General features: G+C 49.7%; 22 protein-coding genes and 2 pseudogenes. 19 read left to right on the top strand and 5 right to left on the bottom strand.

Going from position 1 to position 21815, the window contains the following annotated elements; genetic code table 11:
* Positions 1-4: 4 nt before the first annotated feature.
* The 4 genes and pseudogenes from pulA (at position 5) to PVOR_RS19315 (ending at position 4817) form a co-directional block, all read left to right on the top strand.
* The gene (pulA, locus tag PVOR_RS19330; RefSeq protein WP_006211137.1) at positions 5-1957 is read left to right on the top strand and encodes a type I pullulanase; all 1953 of its coding nucleotides are present in this window, start codon (positions 5-7) and stop codon (positions 1955-1957) included.
* 101 nt (positions 1958-2058) lie between these two features.
* Positions 2059-3663, top strand: coding sequence for an S-layer homology domain-containing protein (locus PVOR_RS19325; protein WP_006211136.1), 1605 nt, complete (start codon positions 2059-2061; stop codon positions 3661-3663).
* 174 nt (positions 3664-3837) lie between these two features.
* Positions 3838-4293: pseudogene (locus tag PVOR_RS19320) on the top strand (RidA family protein).
* A gap of 2 nt (positions 4294-4295) precedes the next feature.
* Entirely contained in the window at positions 4296-4817 is a 522-nt protein-coding gene (locus tag PVOR_RS19315) for a GNAT family N-acetyltransferase (protein WP_006211133.1), read from the top strand.
* A gap of 46 nt (positions 4818-4863) precedes the next feature.
* Here PVOR_RS19315 and PVOR_RS19310 read toward each other — a convergent pair whose 3' ends face one another.
* On the bottom strand, positions 4864-5721 hold the full coding sequence (locus tag PVOR_RS19310) for an alpha/beta hydrolase family protein (protein WP_006211132.1): 858 nt from the start codon (positions 5719-5721) through the stop codon (positions 4864-4866).
* A gap of 210 nt (positions 5722-5931) precedes the next feature.
* Here PVOR_RS19310 and PVOR_RS19305 point away from each other — a divergent pair, with 210 nt between their 5' ends.
* The 8 genes from PVOR_RS19305 (at position 5932) to PVOR_RS19270 (ending at position 10790) form a co-directional block, all read left to right on the top strand.
* Complete coding sequence (locus PVOR_RS19305) at positions 5932-6192, top strand: YqkE family protein (RefSeq protein ID WP_006211131.1); 261 nt, start codon at positions 5932-5934, stop codon at positions 6190-6192.
* Positions 6193-6245: 53 nt separating this feature from the next.
* Entirely contained in the window at positions 6246-6833 is a 588-nt protein-coding gene (locus PVOR_RS19300; protein ID WP_006211130.1) for a uridine kinase family protein, read from the top strand.
* A 122-nt stretch (positions 6834-6955) separates the two neighbouring features.
* The gene (locus PVOR_RS19295) at positions 6956-7675 is read left to right on the top strand and encodes a DsbA family oxidoreductase (protein WP_006211129.1); all 720 of its coding nucleotides are present in this window, start codon (positions 6956-6958) and stop codon (positions 7673-7675) included.
* A gap of 104 nt (positions 7676-7779) precedes the next feature.
* On the top strand, positions 7780-8592 hold the full coding sequence (locus PVOR_RS19290) for a GNAT family N-acetyltransferase (RefSeq protein WP_006211128.1): 813 nt from the start codon (positions 7780-7782) through the stop codon (positions 8590-8592).
* 31 nt (positions 8593-8623) lie between these two features.
* Positions 8624-9223 (top strand): DUF4269 domain-containing protein, encoded by a 600-nt coding sequence (locus tag PVOR_RS19285; RefSeq protein ID WP_006211127.1) that lies wholly within the window; start codon positions 8624-8626, stop codon positions 9221-9223.
* Positions 9216-9686, top strand: coding sequence for a DinB family protein (locus PVOR_RS19280; RefSeq protein ID WP_006211126.1), 471 nt, complete (start codon positions 9216-9218; stop codon positions 9684-9686). The genes PVOR_RS19285 and PVOR_RS19280 overlap by 8 nt, the downstream gene beginning before the upstream one ends.
* Before the next feature lie 54 nt (positions 9687-9740).
* A complete protein-coding gene (locus PVOR_RS19275) occupies positions 9741-10355 on the top strand; it encodes a TVP38/TMEM64 family protein (RefSeq protein ID WP_040680786.1) in 615 nt (204 codons plus the stop codon).
* Positions 10356-10472: 117 nt separating this feature from the next.
* Positions 10473-10790, top strand: a complete 318-nt coding sequence (locus tag PVOR_RS19270; protein ID WP_006211124.1) for a hypothetical protein — start codon at positions 10473-10475, stop codon at positions 10788-10790.
* Positions 10791-10893: 103 nt separating this feature from the next.
* Here PVOR_RS19270 and PVOR_RS19265 read toward each other — a convergent pair whose 3' ends face one another.
* Genes PVOR_RS19265 through PVOR_RS19255 form a run of 3 tightly spaced genes read right to left on the bottom strand, consistent with a single transcriptional unit; the run spans position 10894 to position 14299 of the window.
* Positions 10894-12822, bottom strand: coding sequence for a CotH kinase family protein (locus PVOR_RS19265; RefSeq protein WP_006211123.1), 1929 nt, complete (start codon positions 12820-12822; stop codon positions 10894-10896).
* Positions 12823-12877: 55 nt separating this feature from the next.
* Positions 12878-13582 (bottom strand): DUF4956 domain-containing protein, encoded by a 705-nt coding sequence (locus tag PVOR_RS19260; protein ID WP_006211122.1) that lies wholly within the window; start codon positions 13580-13582, stop codon positions 12878-12880.
* 3 nt (positions 13583-13585) lie between these two features.
* The gene (locus PVOR_RS19255) at positions 13586-14299 is read right to left on the bottom strand and encodes a polyphosphate polymerase domain-containing protein (RefSeq protein WP_006211121.1); all 714 of its coding nucleotides are present in this window, start codon (positions 14297-14299) and stop codon (positions 13586-13588) included.
* 239 nt (positions 14300-14538) lie between these two features.
* Between PVOR_RS19255 and PVOR_RS19250 the strand changes: the two genes are divergently transcribed.
* The 4 genes and pseudogenes from PVOR_RS19250 to PVOR_RS19235 all read left to right on the top strand — a co-directional run bounded on the left by PVOR_RS19250 (position 14539) and on the right by PVOR_RS19235 (position 18357).
* Positions 14539-15885 carry a sensor histidine kinase gene (locus PVOR_RS19250; protein ID WP_006211120.1) on the top strand — a complete coding sequence of 449 codons (1347 nt, stop codon included), beginning with the start codon at positions 14539-14541 and terminating at the stop codon, positions 15883-15885.
* The gene (locus tag PVOR_RS19245; protein ID WP_006211119.1) at positions 15882-16523 is read left to right on the top strand and encodes a response regulator transcription factor; all 642 of its coding nucleotides are present in this window, start codon (positions 15882-15884) and stop codon (positions 16521-16523) included. The genes PVOR_RS19250 and PVOR_RS19245 overlap by 4 nt, the downstream gene beginning before the upstream one ends.
* A gap of 217 nt (positions 16524-16740) precedes the next feature.
* A complete protein-coding gene (locus tag PVOR_RS19240) occupies positions 16741-17682 on the top strand; it encodes a DoxX-like family protein (protein WP_006211118.1) in 942 nt (313 codons plus the stop codon).
* Positions 17679-18357: pseudogene (locus tag PVOR_RS19235) on the top strand (DUF4166 domain-containing protein). The gene PVOR_RS19240 and the pseudogene PVOR_RS19235 overlap by 4 nt, the downstream one beginning before the upstream one ends.
* On the opposite strand, the gene PVOR_RS19230 reads toward PVOR_RS19235, so the two are convergent.
* Positions 18347-19642 carry an MFS transporter gene (locus PVOR_RS19230; protein WP_006211115.1) on the bottom strand — a complete coding sequence of 432 codons (1296 nt, stop codon included), beginning with the start codon at positions 19640-19642 and terminating at the stop codon, positions 18347-18349. The pseudogene PVOR_RS19235 and the gene PVOR_RS19230 overlap by 11 nt on opposite strands.
* Before the next feature lie 247 nt (positions 19643-19889).
* Here PVOR_RS19230 and PVOR_RS19220 point away from each other — a divergent pair, with 247 nt between their 5' ends.
* The 3 genes from PVOR_RS19220 to PVOR_RS19210 all read left to right on the top strand — a co-directional run bounded on the left by PVOR_RS19220 (position 19890) and on the right by PVOR_RS19210 (position 21708).
* Complete coding sequence (locus PVOR_RS19220) at positions 19890-20336, top strand: hypothetical protein (protein ID WP_006211113.1); 447 nt, start codon at positions 19890-19892, stop codon at positions 20334-20336.
* A 232-nt stretch (positions 20337-20568) separates the two neighbouring features.
* Positions 20569-21324, top strand: coding sequence for a DUF2087 domain-containing protein (locus PVOR_RS19215; RefSeq protein WP_006211112.1), 756 nt, complete (start codon positions 20569-20571; stop codon positions 21322-21324).
* A 30-nt stretch (positions 21325-21354) separates the two neighbouring features.
* A complete protein-coding gene (locus tag PVOR_RS19210) occupies positions 21355-21708 on the top strand; it encodes a GIY-YIG nuclease family protein (RefSeq protein WP_006211111.1) in 354 nt (117 codons plus the stop codon).
* The last annotated feature ends 107 nt before the right edge of the window (positions 21709-21815 follow it).

Below are 21815 nucleotides of genomic sequence, written 5' to 3'. Positions count from 1 at the left end.
CATCTTGTCTGTACAAAAAGAGAGCAATGCCATTATTCATTATGGTGATCCGGCCGTAACCGGAGGAGTTTCCGTCTTTGACAAGGAATTTGACCAGCAATTTTATTATGAAGGTAGCGATCTGGGGCTGACCTACCAAACTCAAGAGTCGGCCTTCCGTCTCTGGGCTCCAACGGCTAGTGAGGCCTATGTCCTGTTATACGAGGATTGGAAAGCACCGGATGCCCGCCGAATAGCCATGACCCGGGATGTGAAAGGGACTTGGCTGCTGAAGGTTCGTGAGGATCTTCAAGGCAAGTTCTATACCTACCAGGTTCTGATCGGGGATCAATGGAACGAAGCCGTCGATCCCTATGCCACAGCGGTGGGCGTTAATGGGGATCGCGCCTGTATTCTGGATATGACAACAACCGATCCGGAACGCTGGACAGCGGATAAGCCGCCGCTCGACAGTCCCGTGGATGCTGTAATCTACGAGCTGCATGTCCGGGATTACACCATTCATCCGGATAGCGGAGTTTCGCATAAGGGCAAGTTCACAGGTCTTGCAGAGTCAGGAACAAGAGGCCCCGGGGGGATTCGTACAGGTCTTGACCATATTGTTGAGCTCGGCGTCACGCATGTGGAGCTGCTCCCGATATACGACTATGCAACCGAAAGTGTGGATGAAACCAGACTTCACGAGCCGCAGTACAATTGGGGATATGATCCGAAGAACTACAATGCGCCCGAGGGCTCGTATGCTACGGATCCGTATGTACCGGAGGTACGGATTCGGGAACTGAAGCAGTTGGTACAGACGCTTCACGATCAAGGGCTTCGAGTCATCATGGACTTGGTGTACAACCATGTTTATGATGGTTACCTGATCAACTTTACCAAGCTGGTTCCCGGATATTATCTGCGTTATAAGAAGGACGGTACCTTCTCGAACGGCTCCGGCTGCGGCAATGATACGGCAACCGAGCGGCCGATGATGCGGAAATTCATCGTAGAATCGGTATTGCATTGGGTGAAGGAATATCGGATAGACGGATTCCGCTTTGATCTCATGGGCTTGATGGATGTAGAGACGATGAATGAAATCCGAACGCGTCTGGATGAAATTGATCCGTCCATCCTCACGATTGGTGAAGGCTGGGTGATGGATACCGAGCTGGCTGAAGAGAGAAGAGCGAATCAGCGCCAGGCTGCGTTGATGCCGCGCATCGCACATTTTAACGATGGATTCCGTGACGCCGTCAAAGGGGATATCTTTCATTTCGATTACAAAGGCTTTGTAAGCGGCGGTATTGGATACCAGGGCAAGGTCAAGCAGGGCATCGTGGGCGGCATTCCGTATGCCGAAGAGATCAGGGCCTTTGCTTCCGAACCGGTTCAATGCGTGAACTATGTGGAGTGTCATGATAATCATACGCTCTGGGATAAAATCATGCTGTCCACGGACGGGGAGAATGATGCGGTTCGGCGGGATATGCACCGGCTGTCATCGGCCATGATCCTTACGAGTCAGGGAATCCCGTTCCTGCATGCAGGCCAGGAGTATTACCGTTCCAAGAACGGTGTGGAGAACAGCTACAACTCCAGCGATGAGGTGAATCGGCTTGACTGGGGCATGGCCTCAGAGCATCAGGATGGCGTGAGCTACATTCAGCGGCTCGTTAAGCTTCGCAAGAATCATCCGGCATTTCGATTGCGGGATTCGGCTTCGATCCGGCGGCATCTGCGATTCGAGGATAGTCCAGAGAACACCGTAGCCTTCACGCTTCGTGATCATGCGGGCGGCGGCGCCGAGAAACATATCTATGTACTCTATTATGCCGCACGCAAGGAGTCTTCCTTAAAGCTGCCTGAGCTTGGGGAGTGGAAGATTCTGCTTGGTGAAGAGCTGATTAAACGTTTAAACTCGGATTCTCTTGTTGTAGAAGGGATCGGCGCTGTAGTCTTAGCTTGCTAGGCGCTCGCCCAGATGCGATTTTTACCAAGAAATGAATAATGCCTGATTCTATCATCATCTGATATGCTGTGGATATCAGATGATAGAATCGAGGCGTACCTTTGAAAAAATATATCCTGTCCCTTTGTTTGCTGCTGTCATTAACATCGCTCTTAAGCCCTGTTCAGGCATCAGCGCTTCAAGCTCCGAGTCAAACTGCTTTCCATGATATTTCTGCAAGCTTTGCTAAAGACGCGATTGATCGTCTGGCTAAGAGAGGTATCGTAAGCGGGGATGGCACAGGGGCTTTTTTGCCGCGCAAACCGGTGACCCGGGCGGAATTTACCGCGATGATCGCCAGAATGCTTAAATTGAAGCCTGTTCAGAATGATGTGTCAGCATTCCGGGATGTTTCCAAATCTGCTTGGTATTATGGCTGGATTCATACCGGCCTGAATCTATCAATCGTGCAAGGGAATGGCTTCATGTTTTACCCGAATGCGCCCATTACCCGCCAAGAAGCCGCTGTGATTGTCACCCGGGCCATGAAGCAGAACGATGCTTATCACGGGAACACGGCGGGCAGATATCTCGATGCAGTCTCGATTGCGAAGTGGGCTTGGGATGCTGTAGGAACAGCAACCGATACCGGCTGGCTGCAGGGAAGCAAGGGTCAGTTCAGACCTCAGGACGCCATCACCCGGGAGGAAACGGCGAAACTGCTGGATCGGGTGCTCCAGTCGGGCAATGTGAAAACTTCGGTTGATCGTCAGGTTCCTGCGAATATCCACATGGGGTGGTTGTACAACGGGACAACCAAGGAGTACATTTCTTATGCCAAGCGAGCCGGCTTGAATGTGCTTGTACCGCGTTGGTATTATATGGAGTCAAACGGCAAGGTATCGGACCATACCGATCAAGCGCTGCTTACATGGGCTCGCAGCAATGGACGGCAGGTATGGGCTATGGTGGGAAACCGGGGGAACGCGGAAGGAACGCATTCCGTTCTAAGCAGCGCCCAGAACCGAAAGTCGGTTGTAGAGAGCATCGCTGCGAATGTATCCAAATATCAATTGGACGGGATCAATATTGATTTTGAGAATGTGATGCCTCAGGATCGTCAGAACCTGACCGCCTTCATCACGCAATTATCCGCGGAAATGAAGCGGCTCGGAGCGAAGTTATCTATCGATGTATCGCCTGATCTGAATACGGATTGGACGGCAGCATTTGATTACGCAGCGCTTGGCAGACAAGTGGACTATGTAGTTCTTATGAGTTACGACCAGCACTGGGGCGGCTCGCCAAAAGCCGGTTCCGTATCCTCGCTGCCTTGGTCCGAATCGGCTCTGAACAAGCTGGTAAATCAAGTCACGGCGAAGAAGAGTATCGTTGCGTATCCATTGTATACAAGAGATTGGCAGCTGGCCTCATCGGTATCTTCGCAGGATATCAGTTTGATTGAACAGGGACATCGAATCCGTCTGCACAAGGCTTCCTTGTCGTGGAACGATGATGTCGCCCAGTATGAAGCTGCATATACGATCGGTGGAGTTAGGCATCGCATATGGACGGAAGAAGCCCGTTCCTTATCCATGAAACATCTTATGGCTGCCAAATATCAGATTGCGGGTTATGCCTATTGGTACCCTGGCGCTGAGACAACGGATGTATGGCAGGCGATTAACAACGCGGAGCGGTATGCATCCTATTCGTTCCGGATTTAAGCCTTCGCTTGCATGGATGAGAAGACCAACCCTGATGGTACGGGGTTGGTCTTTTTGTCCTCATGGAATGCAGGGTACATCGAGAAACTTTTATTCTTACACTTGTACTGATCTCATTCCGTGGTACAATGATTGAAATTTATCTGGAATTTTCTTCATGGAGGAGATGTTCTTATGTCCGGTTATGCGGAGGGACGCTTGGAGCCATTAGGCATCCGTTTACCTGCTGCCAGCTCGCCGGCTGCGAGGTATGCCAACTATGTCATCGTGAACGGTTTGATGTATGTCTCAGGGAAAGGGCCGCCTGGGGAGCCGAAGGGTAAACTTGGCGAGCGTTATACAACCGAGCAGGGTTATGCCTATGCCCGTCTGACCGGAGTGGAAGTTCTGGCCGTATTAAGGGATGCTCTCGGATCTCTTGATAAAGTGAAGTGAGTGGTCAAGGTTCAGGGTTTCGTAAACGCAACACCCGATTATGAAGAACACCATAAGGTGCTTAATGGATTTTCGGATTTGATGCTTGATGTATTCGGGGATAAGGGGAGCCATGCCAGATCCGTATTTGGCGCGGTATCCCTACGAGATCAGCTGCCTATCATTGTCGATTCTATCTTTCAAGTGGAGGAGTAGACATGGCACTAGAGTTAGTTGAACTGCAGAAGAAAGCGGATGAAGCCCTCTTATTCATGGTGCAGGAAATTGGAGCGGGCGGGAACGGCTTCGTCAACAGCTTAAACAGCGGGAGTATGGAAGAGTTCGTATCCAAGGTCCATCGCAATTACGAGATATCAAGAGGTATCGATCTGCCGGAGGAGTATGTTCCTCAGACCATTTACTGGTTGTATGAGAAAGGCATGCCTGTTGGATATGGCAAGCTGAGACATCGGCTGAATCAGAGTCTGCTTGAACTGGGTGGACATATTGGGTATGTCATTCGGCCCTCGGAGCGGGGGAAGGGATATGGCAAGCGGATGCTGGAAGGGTTAGTTAAGAAAGCCTATGAGCACCATATCAACAAGGTCCTGCTGACCTGTGATGAATCCAACCTGCCTTCCCGTCGCATCATTGAATGGAATCAGGGGGAGCTCAGCTCCATTGCAGACGGGAAGTGCAAATACTGGATCGATACCTCTATTCACAGCAATAAGGAGTGAGGAAGACACGGGGCCGGTTGCAAGGGAGATTGAGCAGGGCAAATGTTCAATCTCCCTTCTTTAGCCAATCGAACATCCGATGGATTGCCGCTGCATGCTGGGGCGGGGGAAAGCGATGCCCGAGCCCTTCGTACAGATGCGTCTGCGGCTCATGCCCGCATTCCCGGAGTTTATCCAGCATACGGTAACTATGTTGAACCAGGACCTGCTCGTCTTGTGTTCCATGGACGAGCAGGACGGGACATGGGATCCGGTCCGCATAGTGCAGCGGGGAGCGGAGCAGATATTGTTCAGGAACCTTGGCAGGCGAGCCCCCGATAACGCGCTTCATCATTCTGCGCAGATCAATCCTTTCTTCATAGGTTTGAGTCAAATCCGACACGCCGCTCCATAGAATCATTCTGGATATATGGGGGGATGCAGCGGCCGCTACAGCGGCATTAATCGCGCCGCGGGAGAAGCCCAGCACGTGGATGCGGCTACTGTCTATCCATGAAATACGGGACAGCCAGTCAATGGCTGAGATCACATCCATCGTATCGGCACCGCCGAATTCATCCCGTCCCTCGCTGCCTTCATTGCCGCGATAAGCGGGTGCAAATACGGCATAGCCTTGGGCGGAGAATTCCTCCACCCACTTCAGCCGTACGGCACCAATCCGTCCAATGCCGCCCCGGCAGTAGATGACCAGTGGCAGCTTAGGGGATTCGTTGGAAGACTCTTCGAAAGATGCTGGCTCTCTGTTCAGAATGGAGCAAGCCAGTGTGCCAGTTACGGTTACGCCATGCATGGTGTCAACCGCTTCTGCCATCTTATGGCTGAGTGTACGGGGCAATTGAGGGGGGAGCCCCAGATACCCCTTTACATGAAGTCCTTCTGAAACATAATCAATATGATAGATCATGGTTGCTGTACCTCCAGTGCTTGCATCGTCACAATGTGTACCCTCACCATCGATGACTCTTGATTTGGTCCGATGATGGAGTCCAGGTCCAAGTAAGTATAGTATTTACATGTCCGTGAAATCAATCATGGAGGATGAGAAATATGGTCCAGCCGGATGTCAGGCAGCCAGCAAAATGATATAATGATGTGGAAATCGAGGTGAGCGAACATGGCAAAAAAGAAACGGACTTCCCCATTGCCACGAACAGAATCAACGGATAAACCTGCGACGTTAAAGGATATGCTGGACCCTCAAGTTCTGGCGAAGCTGAAGGCAACCACCGAATCCTTAAAAGCGAATGAAGCGGATCGGCTGGAGAAGGAAAGGCAGGAGCGTGAAGCAGCACGCAAGGCGGAACAGAAGTTGCGCGATAATGATTTTGAATATTTACTCGAGCATAGTGAGATGGATTGGAAAAAATACAAATGACAGGCGGCTGCAGGCTGTCTGTTTTTTTATCCTTTTTATATATGGAGGCATAAATGGAGCAGAGTCGGTGCTTGACAATTGGGATTGGCGGAGGCTCGGGCAGCGGAAAAACGACGCTGAGTCTGAAGCTCAAGGAGAAGTTAAGCGAGTATCGTGTGGCCTTGTTCCACATGGACAAATACTACAAAGCCGTTAGACCCATGGCCAAAGCGCCCTTCACGAACAGAGTCTTTGAGGATTTTAACCACCCGGATGCCGTCCATATTCAGCGCTTGACCGAGGATTATGAGCAGGCCGTCCGCAGTGGCGAATACGATGTCATCCTTATTGAAGGATTTCTTCTGTATCAATTCGAGGATCTTCGGGATTCCCTTGATCTGAAGCTCTTCATAGATTGTCCCGCCGATGAAAGGATGCTGCGCAGGAGCCAGTGGTTCATTGACAAGGGACACAGCGAGGAGAGCGTGCTTCAGGAGTATTTGCAGCTTGTCAGATACAGGCATGATGAATATGTCGAGCCTACCCGCTGGTACGCAGATCTGGTGGTGAACAATTCCCTGATGGGGAACGTTCGGGGCTGCACGGTCGTGGCCGATTGGATTCATGCCCGATTGCAGGACAACGGAAACAAACTTGATTAACCGGTCATCTGGCTTCTTCGGCTTGCAGCCCGAGTGTATGATTTCTGCGTGAGGTGTTGATGCAATGCTGAAAGCGGGTTACAATAAGTAAGTTAGGATTACACTCGCTAGGAGGCGAAAAAATGAAAGTTGAAATTTGGTCGGATTTTATGTGTCCGTTCTGTTATATTGGTAAGCGCCGTTTCGAATCAGCATTGGAGCAATTTCCGCATAAGGATCAGGTAGAGGTGGTATACCGCAGCTTTGAGCTTGATCCGAATGCGTCCTATAAACCTGATGTTTCCATGGACGAGTTGTTGGCAGCCAAATATGGCATGAGTATCGAGCAGGCTAAAGCGGCCAACGCAAACGTTACTCAGCAAGCGGCGGGTGTTGGGCTTACGTATCATATGGATCGGGTTATTCCGGCCAATTCATTTGATGCACACCGCCTTGTTTATTTTGCAGACCAGCATGGTAAAATGAAAGAGATGACCGAGCGGTTGTTCCGTGCGTATTTTACAGATGCCGAGAATCTTGAAGATCGGAATTTGTTGGCGGACCTGGCGGCGGAAGTTGGCCTCTCGCGGGAACTGGCTGCTGCAGCGCTTGAGAGCGACGACTTCCAATCTGAGGTGCGGACAGACGAAGCAGCGGCTGCCAACCTGGGCATTCGCGGCGTTCCATTCTTCGTGCTCGGAGGCAAATATGCTGTATCCGGCGCCCAGCCTCTGGAAGTATTCACAGACGCATTGGATAAGGCCTATCGTGAAGCCAATCCGCTGGTCATGGTGAATGAGGCGGACAGCAGTGACGGCATGTGTGCCGACGGATCTTGCGATCTGCCGGACAGCTCGAAATAATATCATACACAGCAAGCATGGAGCCCGAAGCATCAGCAAGTGATCTTCGGGCTCTAATTATCCGAACGTTATCATTATTTTATTACGAATACATAGGAGGCAATATGCGGCATCTTCCCTCTGAGGAACTTATCCATCGGATTCAGCATTCAGAAACGGATTATATGCAGGATCGAATGAAGGCTATTGAAGGCCGGCCCGGCAATCCCGAGGGCGTGGAGATAGAACAATTCGGTCAGGCGCTGTGCTTGTACAGCAGGACGATGCCTTGGCTTTCGTTTAACACGGTAAAAGGAATAAAGTCTGAGGACTCCATTCATCTCGATGCTATTATCGATTTCTACAAATCAAGAGACCGCAAATTCCAATTCGAGATCGTGCCTGCCATGGTTAATCAGGATTTGTTAAGCTCGCTTGCCGCTCGGGGGTTTTACCAATCGGCGTTTCATAATTCAATGTATATGAACCCGCAAGAATTGAAGGATATGCCGGATGCCGGAATTGTGATCAAAACGATAGACAAAGATGAATTTGAAGATTATGCTAGAATTCATTGCCTTGGAACGGGACTGCCTGATCAGGGAATCCCGTCCGTAGCCCTGAACAATCGTGTATTGCATTCACGGCCGGGCTGGAGCTTCTACATGGCGTATGCGGGAGAACAGCCTGCTGCTGCGGGTGTCATGTATATGAACCATTCCAATGCGTCGCTTACTTTTGCAGCAACACTGCCCGAGTTCCGCAGACAGGGCTTGCAGCAAGAGCTTCTTCGCAGGAGAATATGGGATGCGAAACAAGTGGGATGCAGTTTGGTTGTGGGCCAGTGTGCCTTCCTGTCACAGAGTCATCGCAATATGGAGACGGTCGGCATGAAGCTTGGTTATGTCCGGACAACGTGGACAGAACGCGAAGCGTAAAGACATTAAGCACGGGCAGGTGTGAGCAGCCATGGTTGAGGATATGGATTTTCTGAACATCGATTACTTGCGCCAAGGCTCTGCGAAACAACAGCAGGCAGCCGAGGTAATAGATCGACTTGAGCTGTTGGATCATTTGAAATGTTACCATCCGATATGGGTCGGGACGATCCCTATCGGTATTGATATAGCTTCAAGCGATCTGGATATCATTTGTCAGGTGAGGGATTTTGTTTCGTTTGAGCGAGGGATGAAGGAGCGTTATGGAGAAATCCTGCCGGGCTTAACCTCCTCATTGCGCACGGTAGACAATCTGGAGCGAATGGTGATACGGTTTCGGTATGGGGGCTGGGAATTTGAGGTGTTTGCGCAGCCGCTGCCTTCCACCCATCAGAACGGTTACCGGCACATGGTGGTGGAATACAGGCTTCTGAAGCGGCTGGGCGAGGTCGGAAGACAGAGCATTATCGAGCTGAAGAAGTCAGGTTACAAGACAGAGCCTGCCTTTGCGAAGCTGTTGAATATACCGGGTGATCCTTATGTGGAGCTGTTGAAGATGTACGACTGGTCGGAGGATCAACTGGATGCCATGATCAAACAATTCACGGATAAGGAGAATGGGTATGAGTGATAAACAGCTGCTGTTGAATGAGTATTCCGAATGGATCGATAAGGTTGGTGAATTCGCAGAACAAGGAGAGAGTTACTGGAATCGCCCGATCGCTGAGGGAAAATGGACTGTGCGTGATGTGGTGTGCCATATCATGTGCTGGGATGAATATTTTTATAATGAGGCTATCGCCAAGGTTTCCGCTGGGGAGACGCTTACTGTCAAGCATCTGGATTATGATGGTTTTAATGAGGATTCGCGGTTATATGCCAAGACGTTATCGACAGAAGCTCTGGTGAATCAGACGCTAGCTGCAAGGGAGAAGCTGATTCAGACCATCGAAGCGTTGCCGGAAGCGCTGTACGCGAAGCGGTATACGGACGGGGACGGCCATCCTTTTGAAGTGGAGCAATTCATGCGGGATTTCATCTGGCATGACAAGCACCATCTGGCTCAGTTGAACAAGGTGCTTCAGGAGGGCTAGTCGGCAATACAATAGCAGAAATGGGTGAAGTTATTGAATGGCTACTTGGACATCATGTCTTATTTTACGGAGAGCAATCTGGAATGGTTATTAGAACAGTTTAGAGCTTTAGGTCCGCTGCCAGGAATATTGCTGACCTTCTTGAAATCTTTCATTCCTCCGCTGCCCACGATTGTAATCGTAGGTGTTAATGGGGCGGTATATGGACTGTGGGCGGGGGTATTTTACTCTTGGATCGGGATGGTTGCGGGGTGCTTGACGACCTTCCTCATTGTGCGCAAAATATCCGGTACGCCACTGATCGAACGCTGGGCGAACAAACCTAAGGTTCAGCGTGGAATGCGCTGGATTCAGCATAATGGATTCAGTTACGTGTTCCTGCTGGGCATACTTCCGGTCGGGCCGTTCGTAGCTGTGAATGTAGCTGCCGGGCTGGCAAGAATGAACCTTATGTCCTATCTTATGGCCGTAGCCTTGGGCAAGGGCATCATGATATTCTGTGTCTCGTACATTGGCGCTAACTTGTCCGACTTTATAGCCGAGCCCTTCAAGCTGATTGGCGTCCTTGCGTTTATCGTTCTTTCGCTAGGGGTCAGCCGGAAGCTGGATTCGTATTTTATTCGAAAACAAGCGTCACGTGATATTCAAGAAGAGTTAGAATCAAACTGAATAGCGCGGCTGCACGGATGCCATGTCGCCTGTTGGCATGTCATAATTTCTTGTTTTGTTTTATAATGGAAAACACAGACTGTATTAGAACCAGCATGACGAAGAAGGAGTAACGTTATGACCAAATTGGCCTCATCCATACTGGAAATGATTCGTATGATGATCATGATGATGATTGCAGCACCAATTCTGGGCAGCATTGAACAGAGCATACTGACGTCATGGATTCCATGGAAGGAGTCCTACTTCCTGTTCTTGTTCAGCGGAAATATTTTATGGTTTCTTGTTCTCTACCGCAACCGACTGCAATTCAGCGGCTGGTATCGCTCATCCGAGACGCAGCGTAAGCTGTCAAGAAATACAACAAGGATCGTAATGACGCTGGGCTCGTTACTGATATTAACACCGGTGTTGATTACGTGGTTAAGCGCATAATGAAGCGGTAACTCCGGGTATTGGTTTGATTAGAAAGTTCTGAACATACAAAGGGACGGCTGCAAAGGCATCATTCTTTGCAGCCGTCCCTTATTGGGTAGAGTTAGAGTCGTTTTCGCTTGTATAAACTCACAAAGAGGCAAGAGAGAAGCAGCAGCAAGATGGCCACTCCAGCGTATAGGGCTTCCCTGGTGCTGCCTTGCTCTTGGGAGGCTCCGTTACTCCATTCGCCCGGCCGTCCCATTCCTCGACCACCCTGCATTTGGCCGCCGAACTCGCCACCGCCAAATCCTCCGTTCCCCATCTGACCTTGAGGAAGGTCCGGCAGTTCCCCTTGACCATTCTGCCCTGGCGTTTGAGGCTGGGTTTGCTGGTCGTCAGCAGGGGCTTGATTCTGTACTGGCAGATCTCCGTTAGCTGGGACTTGATTCTGCGTTGGCGTCTGGGACGCAGCGTCCTCTGGATTTTGCACTGGTTCCGTATTTGCCGCAGCAGAAGATAGTGAAACCTGTGGCTGTTCACTAGAGCTGTTATCTTCCGCATTGCTGGGATCAGTGTCACCGTTTCTGTCAGTACCTTCGCTTGAAGCGCCATTCGGTGCAGTGTCAGGAGTGCTGCCATCGGCAGCTCCAGGCGCCATCTCACCGGCACCATCGGGTGCCACGTTACCCCCGCCGGGCGCCATGCCGCCAGCGACGTCAGGCGCCACTTTGCCAGCACCGCCTGGCATCATACCACCAGCCCCGCCCGGTGCCATACCGCCGCGGCCGCCGCCACCCATACCACCTCCGCTGCCGCTTCCATCACCAGCGGAGGGGATGGTTCCATCCAATTGCTGCTGGATGTTATCAGACGACGTCTGGACGTAGGACATCAGCGTTGGGAGAGATTGCTCATATTCCTCGTAAGAGTAGAACGGTCTTGGATCCTGTTTTACATGCTCGGATATTAGTGCTTGTAATTGCGCTACCCTGTCATTGAATGTGTCCTGCTGCATGTAACCCTCCAGCATTTCCGTGAGAATGGCATGATAGCGTTCCTTATATTCATCAACCTCAAGCAGCTTGGCAATCAGTGGCCGTTCTGCTAAGGCACCCTGGGTTGGCTCGTCAATGAGAAGGTTGGAGCTGCCAAGTCCGCCAAAGGTCATGTTGTAATCCCAGGGAAGGACGGAGAATATGCCATTGTTCTCATATAAGTAATAGTTCTGTTTGTTGGAACCGAGATAACTGTCCATATTGGAGGCGACCACGTTCAAGGCAACGTACTTGAGCACATTATCCACATCAAGCACCTTCTCATAATCGGTGCCGTTATTGAGTTCATCCAGCATATCGATCAATATATCGTCATTGGATGATTTGGATTTCATGACAAGTCCCGTATAGGAATCCGGATCCTTGCCAAGCCATGTGAGATCACTTCCTACACCTGTCATCTCAGCCTTATACAATGCTCCGTATGAATTGTCGAACTGACGCTTCAGATAAGAATCGCCAATCTGTTCGATAGCAAGGTAGAAGCCCCATAATTCATCGTTAACGTATACGTTTACGTATGAGAATCCGGGTGTCGGCAATCCGACGGATGCCGCCAGCTCGTAAGTAAGGAATTCGCGCATATACGAGGCGTCGCTGTAGTTGTTATTCAGATTGATTTTGCTGATTCCATTCAAGGTCTGATTGATATATTCATCAAAAGAGATCTTGAAGCTGTAGCGGTCGGAGTCGGAATTGACTACACTTCGCAGGCTTAAATTGCCTTTCGTACGAAGACCCACATGATCATACTGCATGCCGTTGTAATTCACGGAGGCTTCTTTATATTCCTCTGCACTGGCATTGTCCAGCATATCCTGAAAATCGGCTTCGTCGATGGTGATTTTCACATCAACAACTTTATCCTTCGGAAATACCGTGAAATCGATCTGATCCTGCAAGACTTCGTTGTCTGTGCTGCTGTCAACCTCCGAGCTGGCGACCGGGGAGGTTGTCCATTGGCACCCTGAGAGCAGGAGGACTATGGCCAGCACAAGGGACAGCCATACTGCCGTTTTTTTGTTCTATCATCTCTGACCACCGCCTGACTTAGGATACATAGTCGCCACTGTAACTGATCAGGACTGCATTGTGAACGCCGGGAAGCTGAGACAGCTTGTTAACGAATTGGCCTTCCGCATCACGGAGTCTTACTTCAAGCGTCAGTTCAATGCTTCCTGGCGTCACTGTTTTTTGCTTCAGATTATAACGCTTCACGGCTTGATCAATTTGACCTTTAACGGCTTGCTCGCTCTGCTCGTTATCGCAATGAACAACCAGCAGATAAGGCGTATCCACCGTTGCTTTTTTAATGAAGAAGAACAGGATGAGGCCAACAACAACGGACCCGATCGCTGCCAGTGTATAGAATCCGGCTCCGGTTACGATCCCGGCTACAGCAGCCCAGAACAGAAATATCAGATCGGTAGGGTCCTTGATGGGCGTACGGAAGCGGACGATAGAGAGTGCGCCGACCATACCGAGCGAGAGCACGAGATTCGAGTTGATGGCAATAATGACAACAGCGGTGATCATGGTCATCCCGATCAGTGAAACGTTGAAACTTTTGGAGTACAGCACGCCGCTGAACACCCGTTTATAGAGTAAATAAATGAATAGCCCGATAACAAAAGCGACGGCAAGCGTAATCAAAATTTTGGAGATGCTGATATCGGATACGAAGTTTTCCATGACGGAATTTTTGATAATATCCGAGAAATTGGTGGTTTCCGTATTAGTCGGTGTAGCGTTCATGAATTATTGATCCTCCCAAGTGTTATATTTGAGAAATTTGCGGCACATGACATATTTGGATGCCGACTGTCGGTTGAGGCCATCTAGCTGCAGCGCGATTTTGATGTAATCCGGCATGTACTCGTCATATTTGACTTCAAGGATGATCAGATTCTCATCGATCGCCCGAATGGGCAGCAGATGCTGGTTGAACAGATCTGTGGAGTGCAGGCCGGTTCGGAGCTCCTTGTCAAACGTAATGCGAACATTCCCGTTATGGCATACGTACGGTTCGCGGACGTAATCGACAATGACCTTGGGACGCAGCAATTTGTGTTTCATTTCATGGTACAGCTCCATCATCAGGGGTTTGTCCGGCTGATAGAGGCATTCATACTGACCTGCCATAATCTGATTGACCATCTCTCTTGTGAGCGGCTCCTTCAGCTTGGCGATGTAATCCCGGAATTTGATTTTCTTCTCAAAATGGATGGTATCGTCGGCAACGTTATAAATACGAATGCGGTATTTCACGCGATCGCGGACACCTGCCAGCTTCTCGTACAAAGCTTTGTTGTTGATATCATCAAAGTACAAGCTTCGGATGTGATATTCCCCGCTCGGACCGGCATGCTCATCGTAGGCCACCAGATTTCTTAATCGCTCCCGGATGATATGATATTGATGGATATTCACAAAAAACTTCAGCTCATTTCGGTATTTCAATGGGGTTGTCATGGGTTCCACCTCGTTTCTCTCTGTCATGGTGTAGCTTGCTTACGAAATCTATCCTAGCAACCGTTCCTGATTTCTTTCTTAAACGCGGCTGAATGTAAACTGAATGTTTTCGCAATGTAAAAAAAAGACCGCTGGAATCCTGGCCAAGAAGGCGGATAAGGGGCGATCTTTTGTACCACACCTGCCTGTAACTGTGGTAGGATGAAACTACATTTGGGAAGAGAATAGGACGATGTAGTATGCTCTATTATGTGGCAGCGCTATGGAGCGCGGCAGCCGTGCTTCTGCTCAATCAGCCTCGGAGCGAGGTGAACCGCTGGGCGGCTTTTTTCCTGTTGAGTGCAGGGAGCGGAGGATTGACGGATCTGCTTGCGCCTTCCGGTTTTATACCGATCCGGTATGAACCGGTGATTCAATTGTTGAATCATACTTTAACTCCGTATGGAGTGCTGATATTTTGCATGGTATATACTCGGAGACCGCAGCAGCCCAAGAGGATGCGCTATCTCAAAACAGGCTTGCTTCTGCCTGTGTTCATCATGCTGGTTCAGGTTCTGCTTCATCCCGAACATCATATTCATTATGGATTGTTATTCGTGTGGACAGGACCCTACTATGTGACGGGATGCGTCTTGCTCGTTCGCGCGCTGTCATATGAGATGAATCCGCAGAAACGAAAGAGCATGTGGATCACCACCATGATTATGGTGCCTACGCTGCTCGGTGTAATGCTGCTGATCAATGTCGGCAATTTAATCTCGCCCGGCTATGATTCGTTTCAATATGTATCGCTGTTTATTCTGTATTCGTTAGCCGTGGCTGTTATCTGTACTTTTGTATATGGCGTTCTGGGCGTTCGTCTGAAGTTTGAGCGCGATCCGCTGGATCGCACGATGCAGGCCGTGAGCACGGGAACATCGATGCTGAACCATACCATCAAGAATGAGATTGGCAAGATTGCGATCAGCACGGAAAATGTGAAGCTAATGCTGACGCAGGACAGCGGTGCCGTCATGGAGCAGCTGGAAGTCATCACACATTCTTCAGAACATCTGGTTGCCATGGTGGGTCGAATCCAGCAGCAAATGAAGGATTTCAGACTGGTTGAACAGCCTGCCCGTACGGATCAGCTCATTGCAGAGGTTCAGCTTCGTGAATATGAGTTGTTAAGTAGATATGGTATCGAGCTGGATGTCCAGAACCTGCAGCGGCCTTGGCTGCTGGCAGATGCTGTTCATTTGAAGGAAGCGATCAGCAACCTGATTCGAAATAGCGTTGAGGCGATGCCGGAAGGCGGACGGATTACGATAACGGTAACAGCAGACCGCAAGGGAGCGGCTATCTCCGTCAAGGATAACGGCAGCGGCATTCCGCGGGAGCTGCAAGGACGCATATTTGAACCTTTTTATAGCACGAAGGGTCATGAGAAGCTTAACTTCGGGCTTGGCTTGTCCTATGTCTATAATGTGATGAAGAAAAGCGGGGGCTCCGTAGGACTGGAGAGCCGTGAGTCGGAGGGAACAGAGATAACGCTGTACTACCCCCGCAGCAAAATCATTCGTCTAACCGGGAGGGATGAGGCTTGAATCGAATACAGATCTTTCTGGTTGAGGACGACCCGGATTGGATTAAGGCAATGACGGTCTTTCTGAATGCGCAGGAGGATATGATGGTAGTCGGTGCAGCCGATTCGCCCGAGCAAGCCATTGCAATGGCAGCCATCCTGTCCTTTGATATCGTTCTGATGGATATTCAACTGACCGCGGGTCGTCTTGACGGCATCTATACCGCCGCAGAAATTCATGAGCTCAAGCCGCAAGCCAAGGTCATCATGCTGACCTCGCTTGCTGACGAGTTTGTTATTACACAATCGTATACGGCCGGGGCCGTTAATTACTTAGAGAAGACCAGGTTCAAGGAGCTTCCGGCTGCCATCCGCAGCGCAGTGCTCCACCCGGGAACGATGGAAGTGCTGCTGAAGGAATTTGCCCGTCTGAAGCGCGAAGAACAGCTGCGGGGCTTAACCCCTGCGGAGCGGGAAGTGTTTGAGCTACTGGACGAAGGATACAGCCATTCCCAGATGGAGAAGAAGCTGTTCAAAACCGAGAGCACACTTAAGAATCAGATTAATAAAATTCTGAAGAAACTTGGCGTGAAGAGCAGCAGGGAAGCCGTGGAGAAGGTTCGCCGCAAAGGAATCGTGAGGCAAAAGGACAAATCATAGCGAAGCTGGTTTGGTTAGAGCGCTTGTATACAGAGAAGTAAGAGGGAGGGGTACTACGAAATGTAGTACCTCTCTTTTGCATGTTCTACGAAAGTGAGGTCTGACGGTCAGCGGGAGACGACAGTAGAATGACTGTATACACCAAAGGCTGCCCGGTCCAGCAACAGCATGGATTCGATAAAGGCGGTTGAATCCACGAACCAGGAGATGAAAGTGCATGATGAGAAAACCGATTTATGTGGAAATCGATATGAAGACGGATATGGATAAACTGTGGTCGTTCACACAGACACCAGAGCTTCACCAGCAGTGGGACTTGCGATTTTCGGAGATTCATTATTTGCCTAAAGTTGATGCAGAGACTCAGCGTTTTCTATATAAGACCCGAATTGGATTTGGTCTGGAGGTCACGGGGGCAGGTGCCACGAAAACGGTGGTGCATCCGAAGTCGGGGCATCGAATCTCGGTGCTGCGATTCGGTTCCGATCAGCGTAATTCCCTGATACGGGAGGGGAGCGGCTATTGGAAGTATGCGGACGGTGGACAGGGCATCTTGAAGTTCTCGACCCGGTATGATTACAAGACACGGTTCGGCATGCTGGGAGCCTGGTTTGATCGCTTGTTGTTTCGGCCATTGTTCGGCGTTGCAACGGCTTGGAGCTTTGATGTTCTGCGGTTATGGGCAGAGAAGGACATTCCGCCGTCGGTTTCGATCCGGAATGCCTTGACCCACGCCTTAAGCGTGTTCATGCTGGTCATTCTATGGTGCTACGAGGGGGTGGTGCCGAAGCTGCTGTTTCCGGAAGCCGGAGAGCTTGATTTGTTGAGACAGTCCGGCTGGGCCGAGGGGGTGGAGGGCATGGTTCTGGTCTTGCTTGGCATCGCGGAGATCGGCGTTGGATTATTAACCTTGCTCTTTCACAAGAGTCGGTGGTGGTACAAGCTGGTCATGTTATTGCTCGTTATTTTAATGCTGGGAGCATTAATCACGGAGCCACAGTTGATGAAAGCTCCCTTTAATCCGTTGACTCTTAGCGGTTCAATGATAGCTTTATGCTTCACGGCTTCCCTGTCGGCTGTCGATTTGCCAAGCGCATATCGCTGTGTGAGAATACCGGCCTCCACAGATGGACCCGGCCTAAGGAGTGAACGCATATGACCTCGATCTATGAGCAAGCCCTCGGAGCACAATTTCAGAAGCTTCATCCCAAAATCCGGGAACGTTTCGGGTTTAACAGCAAGGATAACATCGCTTCGATTGGAGAAGGCATCATGGAAGAGATCTGGCATGCTCCTTGGGCAGTGCTGCCACTATATATCGGAACGATGCGGCATATCATGTTCCCGAATCGGGGGATGGGGATTCCGTTTCGAATTGAGAACTATGCTTATCAGGATGAATGGGGGAGAGAAACGGTGACGTGGTGCCGAAGCTTCGATTTTCCAGGCATCCGCAGACGGTTTGATGCTACGATGATTTACAGTTCACAGCGCAGCCGCGTGGTGGATTATCTGGGCAATCAGCAGCATCTGGCAGTGGATCTGGCGATTAGCGCAAGCGCTAACGGCGGAATCCGCATTCAATCGAGTGAGCAGAGGTTTTATGAAGGGATCCTGCGGTTTCGATTCCCCCGGTGCTTGACCGGAACGGCCGACGTATGCGAATGGTATGAAGAACGGGACGAGTGTTACCGGATATCCGTTCAGGTAAACAATCCGATATTGGGGCCTGTCTTACCGGTATAAGGGAAGTTTTCAGGCCCGGACGATTTCGCTGAACGGGCAGCCTGTTCCGTCTCATGTTAAACCCCTCCGCACGGAGGTTAGAGAGTAGTGGGCGTGCCGGAAGGTAGATTGTTATCTTTTTGTTCGCGGAACATGCGGTAGTACAAAAAGGAAGATACAACATATAAGGTTCCGGTGATGCAGAATGTGATTGCATATCCCCAGTAGTTACCGTATGTGGTGACTAGTGTGGACTGTACCGGTCCCATGGTTGCCCACCCGAGCATAAAGGCGGTTTGCGTGACGGAATTGGCGATTCCTCTTCGATGATCCGGCACACGGTCAATCAGAATAGAGGACTGGATCGGATTAGCCGCATTCATGAGCGCTTGCCGGAACAGGAATCCAACGGATGCAATGATCAATACGTTGGTAAAGCCGGTTAACAACAGGAACGGCAAGGACAGAACCTGAAACAGCACCACGGCTCTCACCGCACCCACGCGATTCACGAGTGTCGGACCGATCAGCATGGAAACGATAGTCATGACTTGCCCAAGCGAAATAAGGATCCCGACAGCTGATAACGACACCGAGAAGCGATTGGTAAAATACAGATTCAAGTAAGGCACAACGAGTCCGGAGCCCAGTCCAATTAACAGCTGGGCAAGCGCGAACTGTCCGATGATCTTGAAATCCCCCAAACCGGAGGTGTTAACGGCAACTCCGGACTGAGCGGGTTGATGATTAGGGAGGGGTGTATCCGTTGATTGTGCATCCTCGGCATTCTTATCTGTTGTAAACAAGAGCGGGATAAACGCGGCAAAGGTTGCCAGACCGCCTATGAACAGCGCTGTTTTCAAACTGCCGACCTTGTTTATCCCAAATGCCTGCAAGGCATCCGCCAGGAATCCGCCGCCCATACTCCCGAGCACTTGAGAAGCCAGAACCAGCGAGGCGTGGATGCTGAAGATGCGCATGCGAGCGGATTTCGCTGTATTTTCCGCCAAAAAGGGGATGGCCAGCACCTGAAAGAAGGATGCAAACAGGCCTGTATATATCGCGAGCCCAAGCAAGCTGAACTCGCTCTCCAGAAACGAGCGGGCGATAAGCCCTGCCCCGCTTAACAGTGCACCAAGGACAAGAATGCGTTTCCGGCTGCCGCGGTCTCCGATCAGACCGATCGGGATGAACATTAATGCTGTGGCAAGGGACTGAATACTGACCACTGTTCCATTCATGGAATCATTATACCCAAGGCTTTGTATGTATAAATTGTAGAGCACACTGAACATGCCGGTACCGATCTGATACAGCACGTTAGCTAGAAAAAACAGCTTAATATTGCGCGGCCAAGATCGCATTTCTTTTGCCGACTGGTGTATTAACCCCATGATGATACCCCCTAAATTTTACAGCAGCAACCTCTCTATTCTAGCAGGTTCGAATCATGGGAGGAAGATTTATTATAGAGGGATTCCCTTTCTTATGAAGGGAGGATCCCTGCTGTTCATCCCCCCGTTTGGGATCGGATTTAGGAAATGGATGAATTATTTATCGTTTATCTATTTACATAAAATTACAACTAAGCTATTATATATATTCTTGTTATAAAAAAAGGGAAGAGGTGTTGTGTTACAGATGAAATTTAAAAAAATCGCATGCAGTATCCTGCTCGTGTTTCTGGTCAGCTCTTTTTCCACCGTTTTTGCGAGTGAAGAAACAGATTCCCCGACGTCATCTCCGGCTTCGATTTCTTTGGTTTCGGTTTCCGAATTGGCGTCAGTACCTGGGCAATGGGATTATATTGGTTCCTCTACGTTCACTTCCTCGAGCGCCATTGCTTACTCCACGGGTGGAGATTTTGCGTTTTGCCTATACTCCGGTCCAACAGCAGTGTACGAATTATGGGAGGATGATCCGGGGAACAATAATAATGATTATGTAGGAAAAGCTGAATTATCTAAAAATCAATGCGGAATTGTTCGAGGAATCGGCAGCTTTGTAGACGGGGATAACAAAAGAGCAGAATTTTACGTGAAGAAGATAGGTGCCGGTGGATCGGCAAGGATTGATTTCTGGGATTGATTTTGATAAAAGCATGGTCAGCCTGGTTTTAGTATGATCCAGCTATCATCTATCGTATTTTGTGCAGTTTATCCTATTATAAAAGACAGGTCACATTCTGGTATTCCTATACCAGGATGTGACCTGTTTGTTTATGCTGATTGGATGAATGGTTAATTAGGTTGGCATTGACAAATAATAGACAAAACAATAATATGTCTATATAAATAATTTTAGGAAAGTGGTGTCCTTATTGGATCTCAGTGAACGTTTCTGGAATGCTTCCATAGATGAACTCAAGGAAGGCTATGTGGAGGAAGGACCGGTATGGGTATGTCTCTTGTGCGGCAAGACGTTGGAAAAAGGGATCATCTACCCGGATCATGACGTGTTGTACGAAGCCAGGCGTTACATGACTGTTCATATTCAGCGCGAGCATGGGTCGGTGTTTCAATATCTGTCGGGCCTCGATAAGAAACTGACAGGACTGACGGAGCATCAGAACCGACTGCTGCAGCTGTTCTATGAAGGAATGAATGATAAAGAAGTTCAGCAGGCGCTGGGCATAGGCAGTGCATCGACCATACGAAATCATCGGTTTGCCTTGAAGGAGAAGGAACGGCAGTCCAAGGTTCTGCTGACATTAATGGAACTGCTGAAGGAGAAGGATCGTCATGCGCCTTCCATGGTGGAAATACCCAAGCAAGCCAAGATGGTGGATGAGCGTTACAACGTGACGGAAGAGGAGCGTCAATCCATTCTGGCCAAGGTGTTTCCCGAAGGGACCGAGGCTCCGCTGAAGACGTTTAAGCTCAAAGAGAAGCAGAAGTACGTTGTATTGCGGGAAATAGCTGCCCGTTTCAAACCCGGGGTCATGTACTCCGAAAATGAAATCAACGATATGATCGGACGGGACAATCCGGATTACGTGACGATCCGCCGATATCTGATTGAATACGGTTTTTTGGATCGCAGGGATGATGGAAGCCAGTATTGGTTAACGACCTAGACGGCAGTAAAGAAGGAGGATGTAACGACAATGAGCCGCAGACAGGAATTAAATCAAATCTACAAGGAAATCAAGATTGAAGCAGGTGTGTATCAGATTCGAAATACAAAGAACGGCAAAATATGGGTTGCCGGAACGAATAATCTGAAGACCATCAACGGCAAGCGTTTTGAGCTGCAGATGGGGACGAGTTACAACAAGCAGCTTCAGCAGGAATGGAAAGAGTATGGGGATGACGCTTTTGTCTTTGAGATTCTGGAGACGATTGAACCGAAGCACGACCCGTTCTATGATCTGAAGGATGCGGTCAGCAAACGGGAGGCCTATTGGATCGAAAGACTGGAACCTTTTGGCGAAAAGGGATATAACGTGGTAAAAAAATAAGGCTTTTCTGTGGCAGTTTTCTGAGTGGGAAAGATATCATATGCCTTCCATTTGCATATCGTAGTAAGGGTGGGATATGATTAATTCAGCGGCTTAAATCGCTTCCT

The organism is Paenibacillus vortex V453, from assembly GCF_000193415.1.
Lineage (GTDB): Bacteria > Bacillota > Bacilli > Paenibacillales > Paenibacillaceae > Paenibacillus_AQ > Paenibacillus_AQ glucanolyticus.
This window is presented reverse-complemented; position numbering and strand designations above follow the sequence as displayed.

Bases quoted from the DNA above. Each gene is read 5' to 3' on its own strand.
- PVOR_RS19315 (WP_006211133.1), top strand. From the start codon at position 4,296: ATGGCACTAGAGTTAGTTGAACTGCAGAAGAAAGCGGATGAAGCCCTC.
- PVOR_RS19310 (WP_006211132.1), bottom strand. From the start codon at position 5,721: ATGATCTATCATATTGATTATGTTTCAGAAGGACTTCATGTAAAGGGG.
- PVOR_RS19305 (WP_006211131.1), top strand. From the start codon at position 5,932: ATGGCAAAAAAGAAACGGACTTCCCCATTGCCACGAACAGAATCAACG.
- PVOR_RS19300 (WP_006211130.1), top strand. From the start codon at position 6,246: ATGGAGCAGAGTCGGTGCTTGACAATTGGGATTGGCGGAGGCTCGGGC.
- PVOR_RS19295 (WP_006211129.1), top strand. From the start codon at position 6,956: ATGAAAGTTGAAATTTGGTCGGATTTTATGTGTCCGTTCTGTTATATT.
- PVOR_RS19290 (WP_006211128.1), top strand. From the start codon at position 7,780: ATGCGGCATCTTCCCTCTGAGGAACTTATCCATCGGATTCAGCATTCA.
- PVOR_RS19285 (WP_006211127.1), top strand. From the start codon at position 8,624: ATGGTTGAGGATATGGATTTTCTGAACATCGATTACTTGCGCCAAGGC.
- PVOR_RS19280 (WP_006211126.1), top strand. From the start codon at position 9,216: ATGAGTGATAAACAGCTGCTGTTGAATGAGTATTCCGAATGGATCGAT.
- PVOR_RS19275 (WP_040680786.1), top strand. From the start codon at position 9,741: ATGTCTTATTTTACGGAGAGCAATCTGGAATGGTTATTAGAACAGTTT.
- PVOR_RS19270 (WP_006211124.1), top strand. From the start codon at position 10,473: ATGACCAAATTGGCCTCATCCATACTGGAAATGATTCGTATGATGATC.
- PVOR_RS19260 (WP_006211122.1), bottom strand. From the start codon at position 13,582: ATGAACGCTACACCGACTAATACGGAAACCACCAATTTCTCGGATATT.
- PVOR_RS19255 (WP_006211121.1), bottom strand. From the start codon at position 14,299: ATGACAACCCCATTGAAATACCGAAATGAGCTGAAGTTTTTTGTGAAT.
- PVOR_RS19250 (WP_006211120.1), top strand. From the start codon at position 14,539: ATGCTCTATTATGTGGCAGCGCTATGGAGCGCGGCAGCCGTGCTTCTG.
- PVOR_RS19240 (WP_006211118.1), top strand. From the start codon at position 16,741: ATGATGAGAAAACCGATTTATGTGGAAATCGATATGAAGACGGATATG.
- PVOR_RS19230 (WP_006211115.1), bottom strand. From the start codon at position 19,642: ATGGGGTTAATACACCAGTCGGCAAAAGAAATGCGATCTTGGCCGCGC.
- PVOR_RS19220 (WP_006211113.1), top strand. From the start codon at position 19,890: ATGAAATTTAAAAAAATCGCATGCAGTATCCTGCTCGTGTTTCTGGTC.
- PVOR_RS19210 (WP_006211111.1), top strand. From the start codon at position 21,355: ATGAGCCGCAGACAGGAATTAAATCAAATCTACAAGGAAATCAAGATT.